Source organism: Deinococcus seoulensis, from assembly GCF_014648115.1.
Lineage (GTDB): Bacteria > Deinococcota > Deinococci > Deinococcales > Deinococcaceae > Deinococcus > Deinococcus seoulensis.
Map to the genome: position 1 here is coordinate 1 of NZ_BMQM01000056.1, position 15,352 is coordinate 15,352.

A 15,352-nucleotide genomic window follows, 5' to 3' on the forward strand; every position below is an offset into this window, starting at 1 on the left:
TCACTGTCCCCATGCTCGCCCAGCACGTACCCGTGAACGTGCGTGCCGTCCACCCCGGCGTGCTCGGCGATCAGGTGCCGGAACCGGGCGCTGTCCAGGACCGTGCCGGAGCCCATCACGGCGGCGCCCGGCGCGAGGCGCACGGTCAGGTCGGTCAGGACGTCCACCGGGTTCGTGGCGATCAGCAGCGTCGCGCCGGGCGCGGCGGCCACCACCTGCGGGATCAGCTCGCGGAAGATGGCGGCGTTCTTCTGCAGCAGGTCCAGGCGGGACTCGCCGGGCTTCTGGTTCGCTCCGGCGGCGACGATCACGACGGCGCTGCCGGCCAGGTCGGCCAGCGGGCCGCTGCTGACCCGCGCGCCGTGACTGACCGGCGCGGCGTGCGCGATGTCCTGCGCCTCGGCCCGCGCCCGCGCGTCGTTCTGGTCCGTCAGGACGATCTCGCTGCACGAGCCGCGCAGCGTCAGGGCGTACGCGGCGGTCGCGCCGACCAGTCCTGCCCCCACCACGCCGACCTTCATGCCGGGCGGTTCCCGCCGCGCACGGTCAGGACCGGGATGGGGCTGCGTGCCACGACCTTCTCGGCGGTGCTGCCCAGGAAGAAATGTTCGATGGCGCCCCGCGCGTGCGTGCCGACCACGATCAGGTCCGCGCCCCAGCTGGCCGCCGCTTCCAGCAGGCCGGTCACGGGGTCACCGACCATCAGTTCGGTCTCCTCGCCCTCGCGGACCACGCCCTGCATGCGGGTCGCGTCGGCGTCCTCGAGGGTCTGCAGCAGGGTCGGGTCGGGCATGGCGGCGCTCACGCCGCCCATCAGGTCGGGCGTGGCGGTCACACGGGCGTCGGTCACGTGCACCAGCCGCAGGGTCGCGCCGGGAAAGCGGGCGCGGGCAGTGTCGAGCGCGTGACTGGCCGACTCGGAGAAATCGACGCCCACCACGACCCGCTGGAATCCGGCCGGTGCGGTGGTCGTGGCGGCGTTCAGGGCGGACTGGGTGGGGTCGGTCATGCCCTGACCGTACACCCGGCCCGTGAGGTTCGGGGCCGAACCTGAAGGGCAACTAAAGGACCTCGGCCGGGTCGCGGGGCACCGGGTCGTCCGTCACCCAGCGCACCTGCCGCCGCCCGGCGTTCTTGGCGGCGTGCAGGCGTTCATCCACCTGTTCCAGCAGGTCGTCCAGCGTGACGGCCTCGTGCGACAGGGCCGCCCCGGCGCTGAACGTCACGCGCGGCAACCCGGCCTCCAGCGGCAGCGTGGCGCCCTGCAGGCGGTCCGTGACGGCGTACGCCTGCCGCGCCGTGACGCCCGGCAGCAGCAACATGAACTCCTCGCCGCCCCAGCGGGCCAGTTGCGTGCCGTCCGGGCGGTCCGGGCCGATCAGGGCCAGCAGGGCCGCGCCGGTCCCGGCCAGCACCTGATCCCCGGCCGTGTGCCCGAACCGGTCGTTCACGCCCTTGAAATGGTCGAGGTCCAGCATCAGCAACGCAAAATCCTGCCCGCCCCACAGGGTCCGCAGCCGGGTCAGCAGGGCGCGGCGGTTGGGCAGGCCGGTCAGCGGGTCCGTCAGGGCGTCCTGCTGGAAGGCGGCGGCCTCCTGCTGGTACGTGATCACCCGCTGCCCGAAACTGGCGACCATGCCCACCACCAGCGTCGTGCAGCCCAGGTACCACAGCAGGCTCAGGTCGTGCGTGGGGCGGGTCACGACCAGCGCCGCGAACCCCAGGTACGCAGCGGCGGTCAGCGGGGCCGCCACCCGCATGCGCAGCAGCCCGAACCACAGCGCCGTCTGGGCGATGAACGTCAGGTGCGACTGCGCGCCCACCACGGGCGCCGACACCAGCGGCAGGAATTCCAGCAGGGTCGCGCAGGTGATCACCGTGGCGATGCCGGTGTTCAGCCGCGCGGTCGGCAGGCGCAGCCACGCGATCCCCACCACGATGCCCAGCGACACCAGCGTGCCCAGCGCGAACGACGGCACGTCCTGCCAGTGCCGGGTCTGCACCTTCACGACCAGGATGCTCAGTTGCGCGGCCGAGGCGACCAGGGCCGTCAGCAGGTACGCGCGGCGGCGTACCCGTTCCAGTTGCTGAAATGGCCCTCCCTGCTCCGTCACGTCCACATGATCCGGTGCGGTCCGGCACAGAAAACTGTCTGGGCAGTTCCCGAAAGATCGCGCCTCACCACGGCGTTCAGCCGTTCAGGCCGTCTGGGACGGCATTGGTCAGTCCGCGCATCTCACGCTCTTCCCCCTGTGGGGGCACCCGCCGGTCAGCGCGGCCCGACTCCGGGCACCCCGGCCCTGTGCACCCCGGCTCTGTGCAGCCCGGCCCTGTGCAGCCCGGCTCTGGGTACACTGCTTCATGCAACTACAGAGTTTAGGGGCGGCGTGCACGGTGACCGGCAGCATGCACCTGCTGACGCTGAACGGACGGCAGGTGCTGATCGACTGCGGCCTGTTCCAGGGCAACGACGAACTGGAAGCCCGCAACCGCGAGCCGCTCCCGCTCGACGTGGCGGGCCTGGACGCCGTGATCCTCACGCACGCGCACCTGGATCACGTGGGCCGCCTGCCGCTGCTGGTGAAACTCGGGTACCGGGGGCCGGTTCACTGCACCGAACCGACCGCCGCGCTGGCCGAGACGGTCCTGCTGGACTCCGCGCGCCTTCAGGTGGACGGCTACCGGCACGACCTGCGCCGCGCGCGCCGCCAGGGGATTCCCGACGATCAGGTGCCGCTCCCGCTGTACGAGGAGGAGGACGTGCACCGCGCCCTGGCCCTGCTGCGCCCCGACCTGCGCTTCGGTGAGACGGCGCAGGTGGCGGGCCTGCGCGTCACGCCCCAGCGGGCCGGGCACATCCTGGGCAGCGCGTACCTGCTGATCGAGAGCCGTGACGTCCGGCTGATCATGAGCGGCGACCTGGGCAACCGCGAGAGCGGCCTGCAACTGGATTTCACGCCCCCACCGCACGCGGACGCCGCAGTGCTGGAAAGCACGTACGCCAACCGCACGCACCGCGCCTGGGAGGCCACCCGCGCCGAGTTCCGCGACGCGCTGCGCGAATCCGTGCGGCAGGGCGGCAAGATCCTGATTCCCAGTTTCGCCATCGAACGCACCCAGACCATCCTGCACACCATCAAGGAACTGATGGACGCCGGCGAGGTCCCGCGCATCCCGGTGTTCCTGGATTCCCCCATGGCGGCCCGCGCCACGCACGAGTACTTCGAGTTCGGCGACGAGCTGATCCCGGAAGTCCGCAGCGCCCTGCGCGCCGGAGAGGACCCGTTCCGGCCCAGCACGCTGCACGTCGTGCCGACCAGCGCCGAATCGCAGCGCATCAACCGCTACGACGGCCCCGCCATCATCCTGGCCGGGAACGGCATGATGACCGGCGGCCGCATCCAGCATCACCTCAAGCATCACCTCTGGAAACCCAGTACCAGCCTGATCAGCGTGTCGTACCAGTCGCCCAGCAGCCTCGGCGGGCGGATCGTGACCGGCGCGGACCACGTGCGCGTCATGGGTGAGGACATCGCCGTGCGCGCCCACGTGCACACCATCGGCGGGTTCTCCGCGCACGCCGATCAGGACGACCTGCTGGCGTTCCTGTCCACGGCGGGCACCCCGCACGTGTGGCTGGTGCACGGCGAACCGGACGTCATGGACTCGTTCCTGCCGGTCCTCGCCGCGCGCGGCCTGAAGGGCGACATCGTCCCGGACCGGCAACCCGTGGACCTGACCGGCCCCGGCTACCCGGACGGCCGCCCCCCCGGATTCGTGCCCACCCCGCCGCGCGGCGCACACGCCGAGGCGGGCGAGTAGGCGCGGACGCGGGGGAGACATGCCCCTGGGCAGGGCAGGCGGACGCGCGCTACGCTGAAGGTCCATGAAACGCGCCCTGCCCTTCCTGCTGCTCGCCCTGACCGCCTGCGGTTCCGGTGGCATCGACGGCCTCCAGACCTTCACGTACCCGGCCGGTGACCACCGCAGCGGCTCGCTGATCTACGCCGAGAACCCCCCGGCAGGCGGGCCGCACAACGCGGTCTGGCAGAACTGCGGCGTGTACAGCAGCCCCCTGTACAACGAGTACGCCGTGCACAGCCTCGAACACGGCGCGGTGTGGGTCACCTACCGCCCGGACCTGGACGCCGCCGGAATCGACACCCTGAAGAAACTGGTGGACGGCCGCCCCTACACCCTGCTCAGCCCCTACGAGGGCCTGGACACGCCGGTCGCCATCAGCGCCTGGGGCGCGCAGCTGAAAGTCGACCAGCCCGACGACGCCCGCCTGAAATCCTTCCTGGACAAGTACGAGCAGGGCGCGACCGCCCCGGAACGCGGCGCGGCATGCAGCGGCGGGTACAGCGGCACCCGCTGAAACACGCCGCCAGCACACACACAGAGGGCCGGAAGCAGAGCAGTCTGCCTCCGGCCCCCCTTCTGGTCAGGTTCAGCCCTTGTTCTCGTCCTCGTCGAAGTACTCGAAGCGGTGCGGCCCGATCTCGACCGTGTCACCCTCGCGCGCCCCGGCACGTTTCAGGGCGTTGTACAGGCCCTGGCGTTTGAAGACGTTCCCCAGGTACTCCGAGGCTTCCTCCAGGTACCGCGAGAAGCGCACGATGCGTTCCTCGAAGCCCCCGCCGATGACCTTCCAGACCCGCTCGGGCTGCCCGTCGTTGATGATGCCCACGCCCTGCGCGGCCGGGTCGATGCGGAACTCGATGCGCAGCGGTTCCTCGCGCACCACGTCCGACTCGATGTCCAGCGCGTGCGTCTGCGCCCACAGTTCCCGGTCCGGCAGCAGCTGGAACAGCGACTCGCGCAGTTCCGGCAGGCCCTGACCTTCCTTGGCGCTCACGCGCAACACCGGCAGGCCCGACCCGATCAGTTCGTCCTCGACCATCACGGCCAGGTCCTCGTCGACCAGTTCCACCTTGTTCAGCGCGATCAACGCCACCTGCTCCAGCAGCGTGGGATCGTAGGACCGCAACTCGGACTGCAATTGCGCCAGTTCGCCCACGGGGTCGCGGGTCACGTCCAGCACGTACACCAGCACGCGCGTGCGGCTGATGTGCCGCAGGAACTCCAGGCCCAGGCCCTTGCCCTCGCTGGCGCCCTCGATGATGCCCGGAATGTCCGCCAGCGTGAAGCGTTCATCGACCGGCGTGCCGTGCGCGTCCAGGCGGTCCACGACGCCCAGGATGGGCGACAGGGTCGTGAACGGGTAATCCGCGATGGCCGGATTGGCGCGCGACAGGGCCGCCAGCAGGCTGCTCTTCCCGGCGTTCGGGTAGCCGACCAGGCCCACGTCCGCGATCAGGCGCAGTTCCAGGCGCACTCGGCGCTTCTGGCCCGGCGTGCCCAGTTCCGCGAACCGCGGGGCCTGACGGGTGCTGCTGGTGAAGGTGCTGTTCCCACGCCCGCCCAGACCGCCGCGCGCGATGACCTTCTCCTGCCCGACCCGCACGAGGTCCGCGATGACCTTCCCGGTCTCCTCGTCGAAGGCGGTCGTGCCCACCGGCACGTCGATGTAGATGTCCTCGCCGTCGGACCCCTGGCGCAGACGACCCTCGCCGTACGCGCCGTTCGGGCCCTTGAACTTACGGCGGCCCAGCAGACGCTCCAGCGACTCCACACCCTCGATGGCGCGCAGGATGATGCTGCCGCCCTTCCCGCCGTGCCCGCCGTCCGGGCCACCCTTCTCCATGTACTTCGCGCGGTGGAAGGACATGCTGCCGTCCCCGCCGTTCCCGGCGGCCACCTCGATATTCAGAACGTCACGAAACGCCACTGCACTCACCTCTCCCTTCGGGGCAAGGTGCGTGCCGCGCGGCACCGTCCTCACCCTGCATGATTCGTTGCGGCCCTGCGGCCACGGCCCGCGCGGACCAGAGGCCCGGCAGACCGTAAAAAAAGCGCCCTGCCCTTCACCGGGGCAGGGCGCTGAACTGCCTGAAAACCCGAAACCGGGACTCAGTCAGCAGCGAGTTCGGTCTGAGCGACTTCGATGCTGATGAAGCGGCCCTTCGCGCCACGGTTCGTGAACACGACCTTGCCGTGCTCCAGGGCGAACAGCGTGTGGTCGCGGCCCATGCCCACGTTCGGGCCGGCCTTGAACTTGGTGCCGCGCTGGCGGACCAGGATGTTCCCGGCCAGCACCTGCTCGCCGCCGAACTTCTTCACGCCCAGGTACTTGGGCTGGCTGTCACGTCCGTTCTTGGACGAACCTACGCCTTTCTTGTGTGCCATGTCGGTGTCCTCCCTTAGCCCTTGATGCCCAGAATCTTGATGGCCGTGTAGTCCTGGCGGTGGCCAGTGCGGCGGCGGAACTGCACGCCGCTCTTGTACTTACGGATGTAGAGCTTCTCGCCGCGGCCGTGCTCGACCACTTCAGCGTTCACGACGAACTTGCTGACGGCGTCGCCGAACAGGGCCTTGTCGCCGCCCACGAAGAGAGGGGCCAGGTCGAGCTTGTCGCCCGCTTCGCCTTTCAGGCTCTCGACGCGGATCACGTCGCCTTCCTGAACGCGGTACTGCTTCCCGCCGGTCTGAATGATTGCAAACATTGTGATTCCTCCTGCCGCACGGCCGGGAATCGCTGCCCCGGACGGCTTGGACCTTGTCGCGCACCCGCCACGGGGGGCGGGTCACCAAGCAAGAACTGTACCACAACCGGGCCGTCATCGGTATCACGAGAACACACCCGGTGTCCGGAACTCAGGCACCGGACTCGGGTCATGGCAGGCAACACCGGCACCTGCGGCGCAGGAAGCCAGTCGTGTTCGTTGCGTGCGTGTTCCCGGTTCCAGTGACGTGTCCTCGCGGTACACGTGAACTCGCGCAGGCGCGAGTCGGTTGTTTCCTGACCTCCAGCGCTGACCTTCACCCCCAGAGCGGGCGCCGGCGCAGCGGACCCACCCAGCATACCACCCCGCCACACAGGCCGGTACGCACCGCCTGTCAGAAAGTTTTCAGAGGCCTGCTCCTACCCTGAAGCCCATGAAGGACCTGCGGCGCTGGAACAGCCTGATGGCCCTGATCGGCGTGCTGATCACCACCGGGCTCGGACTGGCCACGCAACCCCTGGCCGCGCAGACCACCACGGCCGCCGTGCGCGCCTACCGCAGCGGCGACTTCCAGCAGGCCGCCGGCATCCTCGCGGGGATTCCCGACAAGGGCCTGCTGGTCGACGCGGACGCCCTGGTCGTACGCGGGTTCGCCCGCTACCAGACCGGCGCACTCCAGGACGCCGCGCGGGATTTCCGGCAGGTGCTGGACCGCAGCCCACGCTACGCGGACGCCTGGTACGGACTGGCCCTGATCGCCCGCGCGCAGGGCAACGCCGATCAGGCCCTGACCCTGGCGCGGCAGGCAGCGACCCTGGACCCGGCCCGCCCGGACGTGCAGACCCTGCTGGCGGCGCTGGAGCCACAGTCGTTGCAGGCCAGCCGGGAGCACTGAGCCCGTGGCGGCGCCCCGCAGCGCCGACGTGCAGCCCATGTGGCGGCAGTTTCAACTGCTGCCGTTCACGGGCATGGCGCTGGGCATCAGCGTGACGCTGACCCTGACCATGGTCGTGTTCACGTACCTGCTGTTCCTGAACCTGTTCGCGCAGTCGTTCTCGCGGTCACTCGTGATCGTGCTGGGCGTGCTGGTGGTGGTCAGCCTGACGACCGTCCTGCTGACCGTCACGCAACTGACCTACGTGACGGTCACTGCCCGGCAGGACCGGGACGTGGACGCCCAGCGGGCCGCGTGGCAGACCCGCTTCGACCGGTTCCTGGCAGGCGGCGAGGTCCCGCAGCACCTGAGCGCCCTGGCGCAGGACGAACTGCTGCAACGGCGCGAGGCGCAGGCGGACCACCCGGACTCGGCGCGACTGGCCGCCCTGTACGCCGGGCTGGGCCTGCGCGAACGTGACGAGGCACTCGCCCTGCGGCACCGCAACGGCACCACCCGCGCCCTGGCCCTGGAACGGCTGGTCCTGCTGCGCGACGACCGGACCCTGCCGGTCTTCCTGACGCTGCTGCGCGACGCGCGCGGCTCGCTGCGCAACCTCGCGCTGCTGGGAGCGGCCCGCGCGCTGTCCGTGCCGGGCGCACCCATCCCGCCGGACCTGACGGGCGTCCTGACCTCCGGCGCGTTCTCCACGCAGCAGGTCCGCGAGGCGCTGTGCCTGATCGGCCCGCCCGCCGAGCCGCTGGTGCGCCACATGGCCGCCGACGCGCGGGACCGCTGGCGGGAACTGGCCGTGGACGCCGCCACCCGCCTGGACCCGCAGCGGTACGCGGACCTGGCCGACACGCTGCTGCGCGACCCGACTCCCGGCGTGCGGGCCGGGGCGCTGCGCCTGTACGCGGGCGGCGCGCCCCTGCACCCCGGTATGCACGCGCTGGTGCTGGCGCAGGCGCAGGACCCCGCCTGGGCAGTGCGGGCCATGAGTGCGCAGGCCATGCGGGCGTTCGCGCAGCCGCCCACCGTGGTCCTGTGGCGGTTGCTGGGCGACCCGAACTGGTGGGTGCGTCAGCATGCCGCGCAGACCCTGGCCCGCAGCGAGGCGGGCCGCGCGGTCCTGGGCAGAGCGGTCACGGAACACCCGGACCGCTTCGCGCGGGACATGGCCCGCACCGTGACCGCCGAGTTGACCGTGGCTGCCAACCTGACCGTGCCTGCCGGACCATCCGCGCCCGGTGTACCCCTGCCCGTGGAACCTGCGGGCGCGGCGGCACGCGCGTGAACCTCACGGCCGTCGAGTTCATGTTCCTGGTGTACTTCGCGCTGATGAACGTCGGGTACGCCATCGGCCTGACCACCACGGTGCGGCAACTGGCCCTCAGCATCCGGCGGCATCAGACGGTGCGGTTCGCGTCCCTGCTGACCCGCGACACGCACAAACCCATCTCGCTGCTCGTCCCGGCCTTCAACGAGGAAGCCACCATCGAGGCCAGCGTGCGGTCACTGCTGAACCTCCGGTACCCGCAGTTCGAGGTGATCGTCGTCAGTGACGGCAGCCGCGACCGCACCCTGGAAGAACTGACCCTGCGCTTCGACCTGCACCCGGTCAGCATGGTCGTCCCGCTGACCATCCGCACGCAGGCGGTGCGCGCCACGTACCGCAGCGCCAGCGTGCCGCACCTGCTGGTGATCGACAAGGACAACGGCGGCAAGGCCGACGCGCTGAACGTCGCGTTGCAGTACGCCCGCTACCCGCTGTTCTGCGCGCTGGACGCCGACAGCCTGCTGGACGAGGAAGCGTTGCTGCGCGTCGCGCGGCGCTTCGCGGACGACGACGACCTGCTGGTCGTGGGCGGCACGGTCCGCCCCCTGAACGGCGCGGTCTTCCGGGGCGGGCAGATCGTGGACCTGACCCTGCCGCGCCGCGCCGTGGAACGCTTTCAGATCGTGGAGTACATCCGCGCGTTCCTGGTGGGCCGCACCACCCTCAGCACCTACGGCCTGCTGCTGATCATCTCCGGGGCGTTCGGTCTGTTCCGCCGGGACGTGGTCCTGCAGGTCGGCGGGTACGCGCACGACACGGTCGGCGAGGACATGGAACTGATCGTCCGGCTGCACCGCCACGCGCGCGAGCAGCGCCGCCCGTACGCCATCACGTACGTCATCGACCCGATCTGCTGGACGCAGGTGCCCGACACCTGGGGCCTGCTGCGGCGGCAACGGGACCGCTGGCAGCGCGGCCTGATGGAAACCCTCTGGCGGCACCGGCGCATGTTCCTCAACCCCCGCTACGGCCGCATCGGTCTGGTCGCCATGCCGTACTACGTGTTCTTCGAGGCGCTGGCCCCCGTGATCGAACTGACCGGCTACCTGCTGGCCATCGGGCTGGTCCTGAGCGGCAAGTTCAGCGCGCCGTTCGTGGCGCTGTTCTTCCTGCTGGCCATCGCGTACGGCACCCTGATCTCCTTCAGCGCGCAGAGCGTCGAGGTATTCCTGCGGCAGCGCATCTCGCCGCCCGGCGACCGCCTGCGCCTGCTGCTGTTCGCGCTGCTGGACAACCTGGGGTTCCGGCAGTGGACGCTGATCATCCGCTTCTGGGCGACCCTGACCGGCCCGCTGCGCGCCGGACAGTGGGGGAAGCAGGAGCGGCGCCGCATCGACACCACCGACACCACCCCCGACCCCCCACCTTCATGAAGTCCGTGCCGGCCGCCCGCCCCGCAACGCCCACCTCCCGGACCGCGTACTGAGGAGCGTGATTGCACGTATCCGTTCGGGCTGGCGCGACTCGCTGGCCCTGCTGTTCGCCCTCGGGGACCGCCGCACGCCCGCCGGGGCGAAACTCATGGCGGCGCTGGCCGTCGCCTACGCCCTGCTGCCGCTGGACCTGCTGCCCGACCTGACCCCGCTACTGGGACTGGCGGACGACGTGCTGATCGTGCCCACCCTGCTGGCCCTGGCCGCCCGCACCCTGCCCGAACCCGTCCTGACCGAGGCGCGCGGCCGGAGCCTGCGCGTGCAGCGCCGCCTGCCCTGGCTGATTCCCGCCGGGATCGCCGCCGCGCTGCTCCTCATGACGCTCGGCGGCTGGTTGCTGTGGCGGGCCGTGAGCGGCTAACCACCCCTTAACCGCCCCGCGTACACTGAGGTTCATGAGACTGCTGCTGGTGGAGGACGACGCCCGGATCGCGCAGCCGACCGCCGAGGCGCTGCGGGAGGCCGGGTACGCCGTCACGTGGGCGCAGACCGGCCCGGAGGGGCTGGAGGCGGCCGTGATGGGCGAGTTCCCGCTGGTGGTGCTGGACGTGATGCTGCCCGGCATGGACGGCTTTCAGGTGGCGCGTGAACTGCGTGAACAGGGTGTGGATTCGGCGGTGCTGTTCCTGACGGCGCGCGGTGAATTGAGTGACCGGGTGGAGGGCCTGGACCTGGGCGGGGACGCGTACCTGGTCAAGCCGTTTGCGGTGCCGGAGTTGCTGGCGACGCTGCGGGCCCTGTCGCGCCGTGAGCGGGGGGCGGGGGCGCCGCGCGTGGCGTTCGGGGGTGGGCGCGGCGCGCTGGACACGGTGGCGCGCACGGTCGCCTGGGACGGCGCGGAGGTGGCCGTGACGGGCCGTGAGTACGCGTTGCTGGAGGCGCTGGCACTGTCGCCCGAGCGGTGGTTCACGCGTGAGGACCTGATCGACCGGGTGTGGGGTCCGGAGTTCGGGGGCGAGGCGCGGATCGTGGACGTGTACGTGCGGTACGTGCGGCGCAAACTGGCGCCCGAGGCGATCAGTTCCGAGCGTGGGCGCGGGTACCGCGTGGAACGCTGAGGCGCGGCGTGCGGCTGACGTTGCGGGCGCGGCTGGCCTTGTGGGCGGCCCTGGCGACCGGGCTGGCCGTGGCGCTGGTTGCCGGCGGGTTGTTCTGGGCGGTGAACGGGTTCCTGCGGCAGGCGCAGGAGCAGCGGCTGCTGAGCGTGGTGGGGGCCGTGCAGGGCCGCGTGGAGAGCCTGCTGCGGTCCCCCGGTGACGGTGACGACCTGCTCGGGTCGCTGCTGGGCGTGGCGACCGTGTCGCAGGTAGACCTGGAACGCATTGCCGATGACGTGGACCGCCGGGGCGTGGAGGTCCGGGTGGTGGCCCCGCAGCCGGGCGGGCGCGGCGCGGCGCGGTCACTGGCGTCGGTGGGCACGCAGTCGTTCCCGCAGGACGTGCCGCTGGACCTGCGGGCCGGGCCGGGCGCGTACCTCAGCCGGGACGGCGAGCACCTGATCCTGGTGCGCGGCCTGCCGGGACGGAACGTGCAGTTGCAGGTGGCCGTGGACGCCCGCGCCCTGACCGACGCGCGCCGGGCGTTCGGGCAGGCGCTGACGGTGCTGCTGCCGCTGGCACTGCTGTTCTCGCTGCTGGTCGGGTGGGTGGTGGCGGGGCGGCTGCTGCGGCCGGTGCGGACGCTGGAGAACGCGGCGCGGGCGGTGGGGGAGGGCGGGGACCTGCGCCGTCCGCTGCCCGGCGCGGGGCGCGGGGACGAACTGGCGCGGCTGGCGCTGACCATGCAGGAGGCGTTCACGCGACTGGCGGATGCCCGCGACCGCGAGCAGGGGTTCCTGCGGGCGGCCGCGCACGACCTGCGCTCGCCGCTGGCGGCCCTGACCGCGCGCGTGGAGGGCACCCTGGCCCGCGACCGGGACGCCGGGCGGTACCGCGCGGACCTGCGTGAGATCGGGACGGACATCACGCGGCTGTCCACGCTGGCCAACCACCTGCTGCTGCTGGCCCGCGATCCGGGGGCGGTGCAGCGGGCGCCGGTGCCGCTGCTGGACCTCGCGGCGGACGCCGTGGACCGCGCCCGCGAACTGGACCCGCTGGCCGACGTGGACCTCGCGGGCAGCGGGCCGGTCACGGTGCCGGGCGACCGGGTGCTGCTGGGGCAGGCCATCTGGAACCTGACCACCAACGCCGTGCGGCACGCGCCGCAGGCGACCGTGACCGTGACCGTGCGGGCCGTACCGGGCGGCGCGGCCGTCACCGTGCGCGACGACGGCCCCGGCGTGGACGCCGCGACCCTGGCGCGGCTGGGCGAGGCCTTCTACCGTCCGGATGCCAGCCGCGCGGCCGACGCGTCCGGGGTGGGCGGGCACGGGCTGGGGCTGGCGCTGGCGCGGCACGTGGCGACGCTGCACGGCGGCACGCTGGACCTGGACAGCGCGCCGGGGCGGGGGTTCACGGCCACGCTGCACCTGCCCGGCTGACCGGGCTGAGCCGGGGCGCAGGCCTGCCGGGGTTCTGGGTGCCCGGCGGGTCGTCTGCTACGCTGGGCAGCAATGACAAAGGCGGATGCAACGCGCTGGAGCGCCGTGGTCCTGGGCGGCGGTGATCCGGGCGATCCCTTTGCGGCGGCGCACGGCGTGAAGGTCAAACCCCTGATTCCCGTGGCGGGCGAACCCATGGCCCTGCATGTCCTGCGTGCCCTGCGCGGCAGTGAGCGCGTGGCGCGCGTGGCGTACGTGGGTCCCATCACCCCGGCCCTGGAGGCGTTCGTGGACGCCCGCGTGACCGATCACGGCACGCTGCTCAGCAACCTGGAGGCGGGCGTGGAGGCCCTGCGCGCCGCCGGGTTGCAGCCGGGCGAGCGGGTGCTGGTCGTCACGGCCGACGTGCCCATGCTGCGGCCCGACGAGATTCGCAGCGTGCTGGACAGCGCCCCGCTGGACGCTGGTCTGGTATACCCGGTCGTGCGGCGCGAGGTCTGCGAGGCCGCGTACCCCGGCGTGAAACGCACCTACGCGCGCCTGAAGGACGGCACGTTCACGGGCGGGAACCTGTTCATCCTGGACCCGGCGCTGATCGGGCAGTTCCTGCCGAGGCTGCGCGATGTCCTCGCGGCCCGCAAGGCCCCGCTGAAACTCGCGGGCCTGATCGGGCCGGGCGTGCTGCTGCGCCTCGTGACGGGCCGCCTGACCGTCGCGGCGCTGGAGGCGAAGGTCTCGGCGCTGCTGGGCGTGAAGGCCCGCGCCCTGATCACCCCGCACGCCGCCGTGGGGACCGACGTGGACAAGGACGCCGATCTGCTGCTGGCCGAGGCGGCCCTGAAGGGTGCGCCGCTGTCCTGAACGGTCCCGGCGGCTTCCCGGGCGACCCTGGACCGCGTCCCAATCCCGAGTAAAAGGATCGGTTTTCTGCGCCTGAACGTCAAAAACCTGTGTTGCCTTTGCCCTTGCGGCGGTCCGCGCGGGTGTGCATACTGTTCCCTATGCCTCACGTGATCGTAAGCCCCTGCATTGGCGTCAAGGACCAGGCCTGCACCGAAGTCTGCCCGGTGGAATGTATCTACGACGGCGGCGACCAGTTCCTGATCCACCCCGACGAGTGCATCGACTGCGGCGCGTGCGTGCCCGCCTGCCCCGTCAGCGCCATCTTCCCCGAAGAGGACGTCCCCGGCGGCGAGGAAGATTTCATCGTCAAGAACCGCGTCCACTTCGGCCTGTAAACGCCCACCGCCCGTTTCAGCTGCTCCCGCCCGGCCCCCGCGCCCGGCGGGAGTTTTGCGCCCGGCGGGAGTGTTCTGCTTGCCCCTCCGCTCTGCGCCCCCCAAACCTCCCACCCCTTGCCCTGTCTGCCCCGCCAGGGCTAGCATGACCGGCGCTGCGCCCACACTCCGCCCGGAGCGGCGCGCCCCAGGAGGTGACAGACGTGAACCCCGAACCGCTGGACGCCGAACCGCCCAGTCCCAGCCTGCCCCGCACCGGACAGGCCACCCCGGTCACGCCCGCTCACTCCCTGGAGGTCGCGCCATGCGCCACACACCCCCCGCAGGCCGCGCCGCATGCTGACGTACTACCGCAGCATCGGCGGGAAACTCACCACCACTGACGGGTACGTCGACGGCTGCTGGATCAACGCCGCCGACCCCACCACCGAGGAACTCGGCCGCATCAGCCGCGAAACCGGACTGGACCTCGACTACCTGTCCTACCCCCTCGACCCGGACGAACGCTCCCGCTTCGAACGCGAGGACGGGCAACTGCTGATCATCATGCAGACCAGTTACCGCCTGCCCGAGGAGAGCGACATCCCCTACGACACGGTGCCGCTGGGCATCCTGCACACCGATCACTGCGTGGTCACCGTGTGCGCCCTGCCGGAAAACCCGGTCGTGAAGGACGTCGTCAGCGGCCTCGTGCGGCGCGTCAGTACCAGCAAGAAGAACCGCCTGACCCTGCAACTGTTCCTGCGCAACGCCCAGCGCTTTCTCATCGATGTGCGGCAGATCAACAAGCGCGTGGACGCCATCGAGGACAAACTGGAGAACAGCCAGCAGAACCGCGAACTGCTGAACCTCCTGAAACTCGAGAAGAGCCTCGTGTACTTCATGACCGGCCTGAAAGCCAACGAGGCCATGATGGAACGCGTCAAACGCGACCGCATCTTCGAGATGTACGAGGAAGACAGCGACCTGCTCGACGACGTGCTGATCGAGAACCTCCAGGCGATCGAGATGGCCAGCATCGCCAGCAACATCCTGACCAGCATGGCCGGCGCGTTCGCCAGCGTGATCAGCAACAACGTCAACCAGGTCGTGAAGGTCCTGACCGTCACCACCATCCTGGTCGCCATTCCGACCCTGGTGACCAGCATCTTCGGCATGAACGTGCCCATCCCGTTCCAGAACAACCCGGAAGGCATCTGGATCGTGCTGGGCCTCGCCGTGGCGCTGGCCGTCGCCGTGGCCGGCGTGTTCTACCGCCTGCGCGTGCTGTGAGGGGTTGATGGTGAATGGTTGATGGTTGATGGAAGGAGCGACCCCTCCATCAACCATCAACGTTCAACCTGCGTCTCTTTTTACTCTGGCTCATCCTGGATTCCGGGGAGCTGAGGTCAGAAGTAGGTTCAACATTGGCTCCAACAGCGAA

General features: G+C 70.8%; 17 protein-coding genes. 11 read left to right on the forward strand and 6 right to left on the reverse strand.

Annotated elements, in window-relative coordinates; genetic code table 11:
- The 3 genes from IEY70_RS20155 to IEY70_RS20165 form a co-directional block, all read right to left on the reverse strand.
- On the reverse strand, positions 1-521 hold a 521-nt coding region (locus tag IEY70_RS20155), incomplete at its 3' end, for a lactate/malate family dehydrogenase (RefSeq protein WP_444542425.1).
- Positions 518-1,009: a universal stress protein gene (locus IEY70_RS20160; RefSeq protein ID WP_189066821.1), complete on the reverse strand. Its 492-nt coding sequence runs from the start codon at positions 1,007-1,009 to the stop codon at positions 518-520. The genes IEY70_RS20160 and IEY70_RS20155, both read right to left, overlap by 4 nt.
- Positions 1,010-1,061: 52 nt before the next feature.
- The gene (locus IEY70_RS20165; RefSeq protein ID WP_189066822.1) at positions 1,062-2,114 is read right to left on the reverse strand and encodes a GGDEF domain-containing protein; all 1,053 of its coding nucleotides are present in this window, start codon (positions 2,112-2,114) and stop codon (positions 1,062-1,064) included.
- A 247-nt stretch (positions 2,115-2,361) separates the two neighbouring features.
- Between IEY70_RS20165 and IEY70_RS20170 the strand changes: the two genes are divergently transcribed.
- Positions 2,362-3,822 (forward strand): MBL fold metallo-hydrolase RNA specificity domain-containing protein, encoded by a 1,461-nt coding sequence (locus IEY70_RS20170; protein ID WP_189066823.1) that lies wholly within the window; start codon positions 2,362-2,364, stop codon positions 3,820-3,822.
- Between the two features lie 64 nt (positions 3,823-3,886).
- A complete protein-coding gene (locus IEY70_RS20175) occupies positions 3,887-4,378 on the forward strand; it encodes a thioredoxin-like domain-containing protein (RefSeq protein ID WP_189066824.1) in 492 nt (163 codons plus the stop codon).
- Positions 4,379-4,450: 72 nt separating this feature from the next.
- Here IEY70_RS20175 and obgE read toward each other — a convergent pair whose 3' ends face one another.
- The 3 genes from obgE to rplU form a co-directional block, all read right to left on the reverse strand.
- Positions 4,451-5,791, reverse strand: a complete 1,341-nt coding sequence (gene obgE / locus IEY70_RS20180) for a GTPase ObgE (RefSeq protein WP_189066825.1) — start codon at positions 5,789-5,791, stop codon at positions 4,451-4,453.
- Between the two features lie 182 nt (positions 5,792-5,973).
- Entirely contained in the window at positions 5,974-6,249 is a 276-nt protein-coding gene (rpmA, locus tag IEY70_RS20185; protein WP_189066826.1) for a 50S ribosomal protein L27, read from the reverse strand.
- Between the two features lie 14 nt (positions 6,250-6,263).
- The gene (rplU, locus tag IEY70_RS20190; protein WP_189066827.1) at positions 6,264-6,566 is read right to left on the reverse strand and encodes a 50S ribosomal protein L21; all 303 of its coding nucleotides are present in this window, start codon (positions 6,564-6,566) and stop codon (positions 6,264-6,266) included.
- Positions 6,567-6,999: 433 nt separating this feature from the next.
- On the opposite strand from rplU, the gene IEY70_RS20195 reads away from it, so the two are divergent.
- The 9 genes from IEY70_RS20195 to IEY70_RS20235 all read left to right on the forward strand — a co-directional run bounded on the left by IEY70_RS20195 (position 7,000) and on the right by IEY70_RS20235 (position 15,201).
- Entirely contained in the window at positions 7,000-7,461 is a 462-nt protein-coding gene (locus IEY70_RS20195) for a tetratricopeptide repeat protein (protein WP_189066828.1), read from the forward strand.
- A 4-nt stretch (positions 7,462-7,465) separates the two neighbouring features.
- Positions 7,466-8,737, forward strand: a complete 1,272-nt coding sequence (locus IEY70_RS20200) for a HEAT repeat domain-containing protein (protein ID WP_189066829.1) — start codon at positions 7,466-7,468, stop codon at positions 8,735-8,737.
- Complete coding sequence (locus tag IEY70_RS20205) at positions 8,734-10,152, forward strand: glycosyltransferase family 2 protein (RefSeq protein WP_308425562.1); 1,419 nt, start codon at positions 8,734-8,736, stop codon at positions 10,150-10,152. Before IEY70_RS20200 ends, IEY70_RS20205 begins: the two co-directional genes overlap by 4 nt.
- Positions 10,153-10,210: 58 nt before the next feature.
- Entirely contained in the window at positions 10,211-10,573 is a 363-nt protein-coding gene (locus IEY70_RS20210) for a DUF1232 domain-containing protein (RefSeq protein ID WP_189066830.1), read from the forward strand.
- 34 nt (positions 10,574-10,607) lie between these two features.
- A complete protein-coding gene (locus IEY70_RS20215) occupies positions 10,608-11,270 on the forward strand; it encodes a response regulator transcription factor (protein WP_189066831.1) in 663 nt (220 codons plus the stop codon).
- An 8-nt stretch (positions 11,271-11,278) separates the two neighbouring features.
- The gene (locus IEY70_RS20220; protein ID WP_189066832.1) at positions 11,279-12,691 is read left to right on the forward strand and encodes a sensor histidine kinase; all 1,413 of its coding nucleotides are present in this window, start codon (positions 11,279-11,281) and stop codon (positions 12,689-12,691) included.
- Positions 12,692-12,763: 72 nt separating this feature from the next.
- On the forward strand, positions 12,764-13,552 hold the full coding sequence (locus tag IEY70_RS20225) for an NTP transferase domain-containing protein (RefSeq protein WP_189066833.1): 789 nt from the start codon (positions 12,764-12,766) through the stop codon (positions 13,550-13,552).
- A gap of 140 nt (positions 13,553-13,692) precedes the next feature.
- The gene (locus IEY70_RS20230) at positions 13,693-13,929 is read left to right on the forward strand and encodes a ferredoxin (RefSeq protein WP_189066834.1); all 237 of its coding nucleotides are present in this window, start codon (positions 13,693-13,695) and stop codon (positions 13,927-13,929) included.
- Between the two features lie 336 nt (positions 13,930-14,265).
- On the forward strand, positions 14,266-15,201 hold the full coding sequence (locus IEY70_RS20235; protein WP_189066835.1) for a magnesium transporter CorA family protein: 936 nt from the start codon (positions 14,266-14,268) through the stop codon (positions 15,199-15,201).
- The last annotated feature ends 151 nt before the right edge of the window (positions 15,202-15,352 follow it).

Bases quoted from the DNA above. Each gene is read 5' to 3' on its own strand.
- IEY70_RS20160 (WP_189066821.1), bottom strand. From the start codon at position 1,009: ATGACCGACCCCACCCAGTCCGCCCTGAACGCCGCCACGACCACCGCA.
- IEY70_RS20170 (WP_189066823.1), top strand. From the start codon at position 2,362: ATGCAACTACAGAGTTTAGGGGCGGCGTGCACGGTGACCGGCAGCATG.
- IEY70_RS20175 (WP_189066824.1), top strand. From the start codon at position 3,887: ATGAAACGCGCCCTGCCCTTCCTGCTGCTCGCCCTGACCGCCTGCGGT.
- rpmA (WP_189066826.1), bottom strand. From the start codon at position 6,249: ATGGCACACAAGAAAGGCGTAGGTTCGTCCAAGAACGGACGTGACAGC.
- rplU (WP_189066827.1), bottom strand. From the start codon at position 6,566: ATGTTTGCAATCATTCAGACCGGCGGGAAGCAGTACCGCGTTCAGGAA.
- IEY70_RS20195 (WP_189066828.1), top strand. From the start codon at position 7,000: ATGAAGGACCTGCGGCGCTGGAACAGCCTGATGGCCCTGATCGGCGTG.
- IEY70_RS20215 (WP_189066831.1), top strand. From the start codon at position 10,608: ATGAGACTGCTGCTGGTGGAGGACGACGCCCGGATCGCGCAGCCGACC.
- IEY70_RS20225 (WP_189066833.1), top strand. From the start codon at position 12,764: ATGACAAAGGCGGATGCAACGCGCTGGAGCGCCGTGGTCCTGGGCGGC.
- IEY70_RS20230 (WP_189066834.1), top strand. From the start codon at position 13,693: ATGCCTCACGTGATCGTAAGCCCCTGCATTGGCGTCAAGGACCAGGCC.
- IEY70_RS20235 (WP_189066835.1), top strand. From the start codon at position 14,266: ATGCTGACGTACTACCGCAGCATCGGCGGGAAACTCACCACCACTGAC.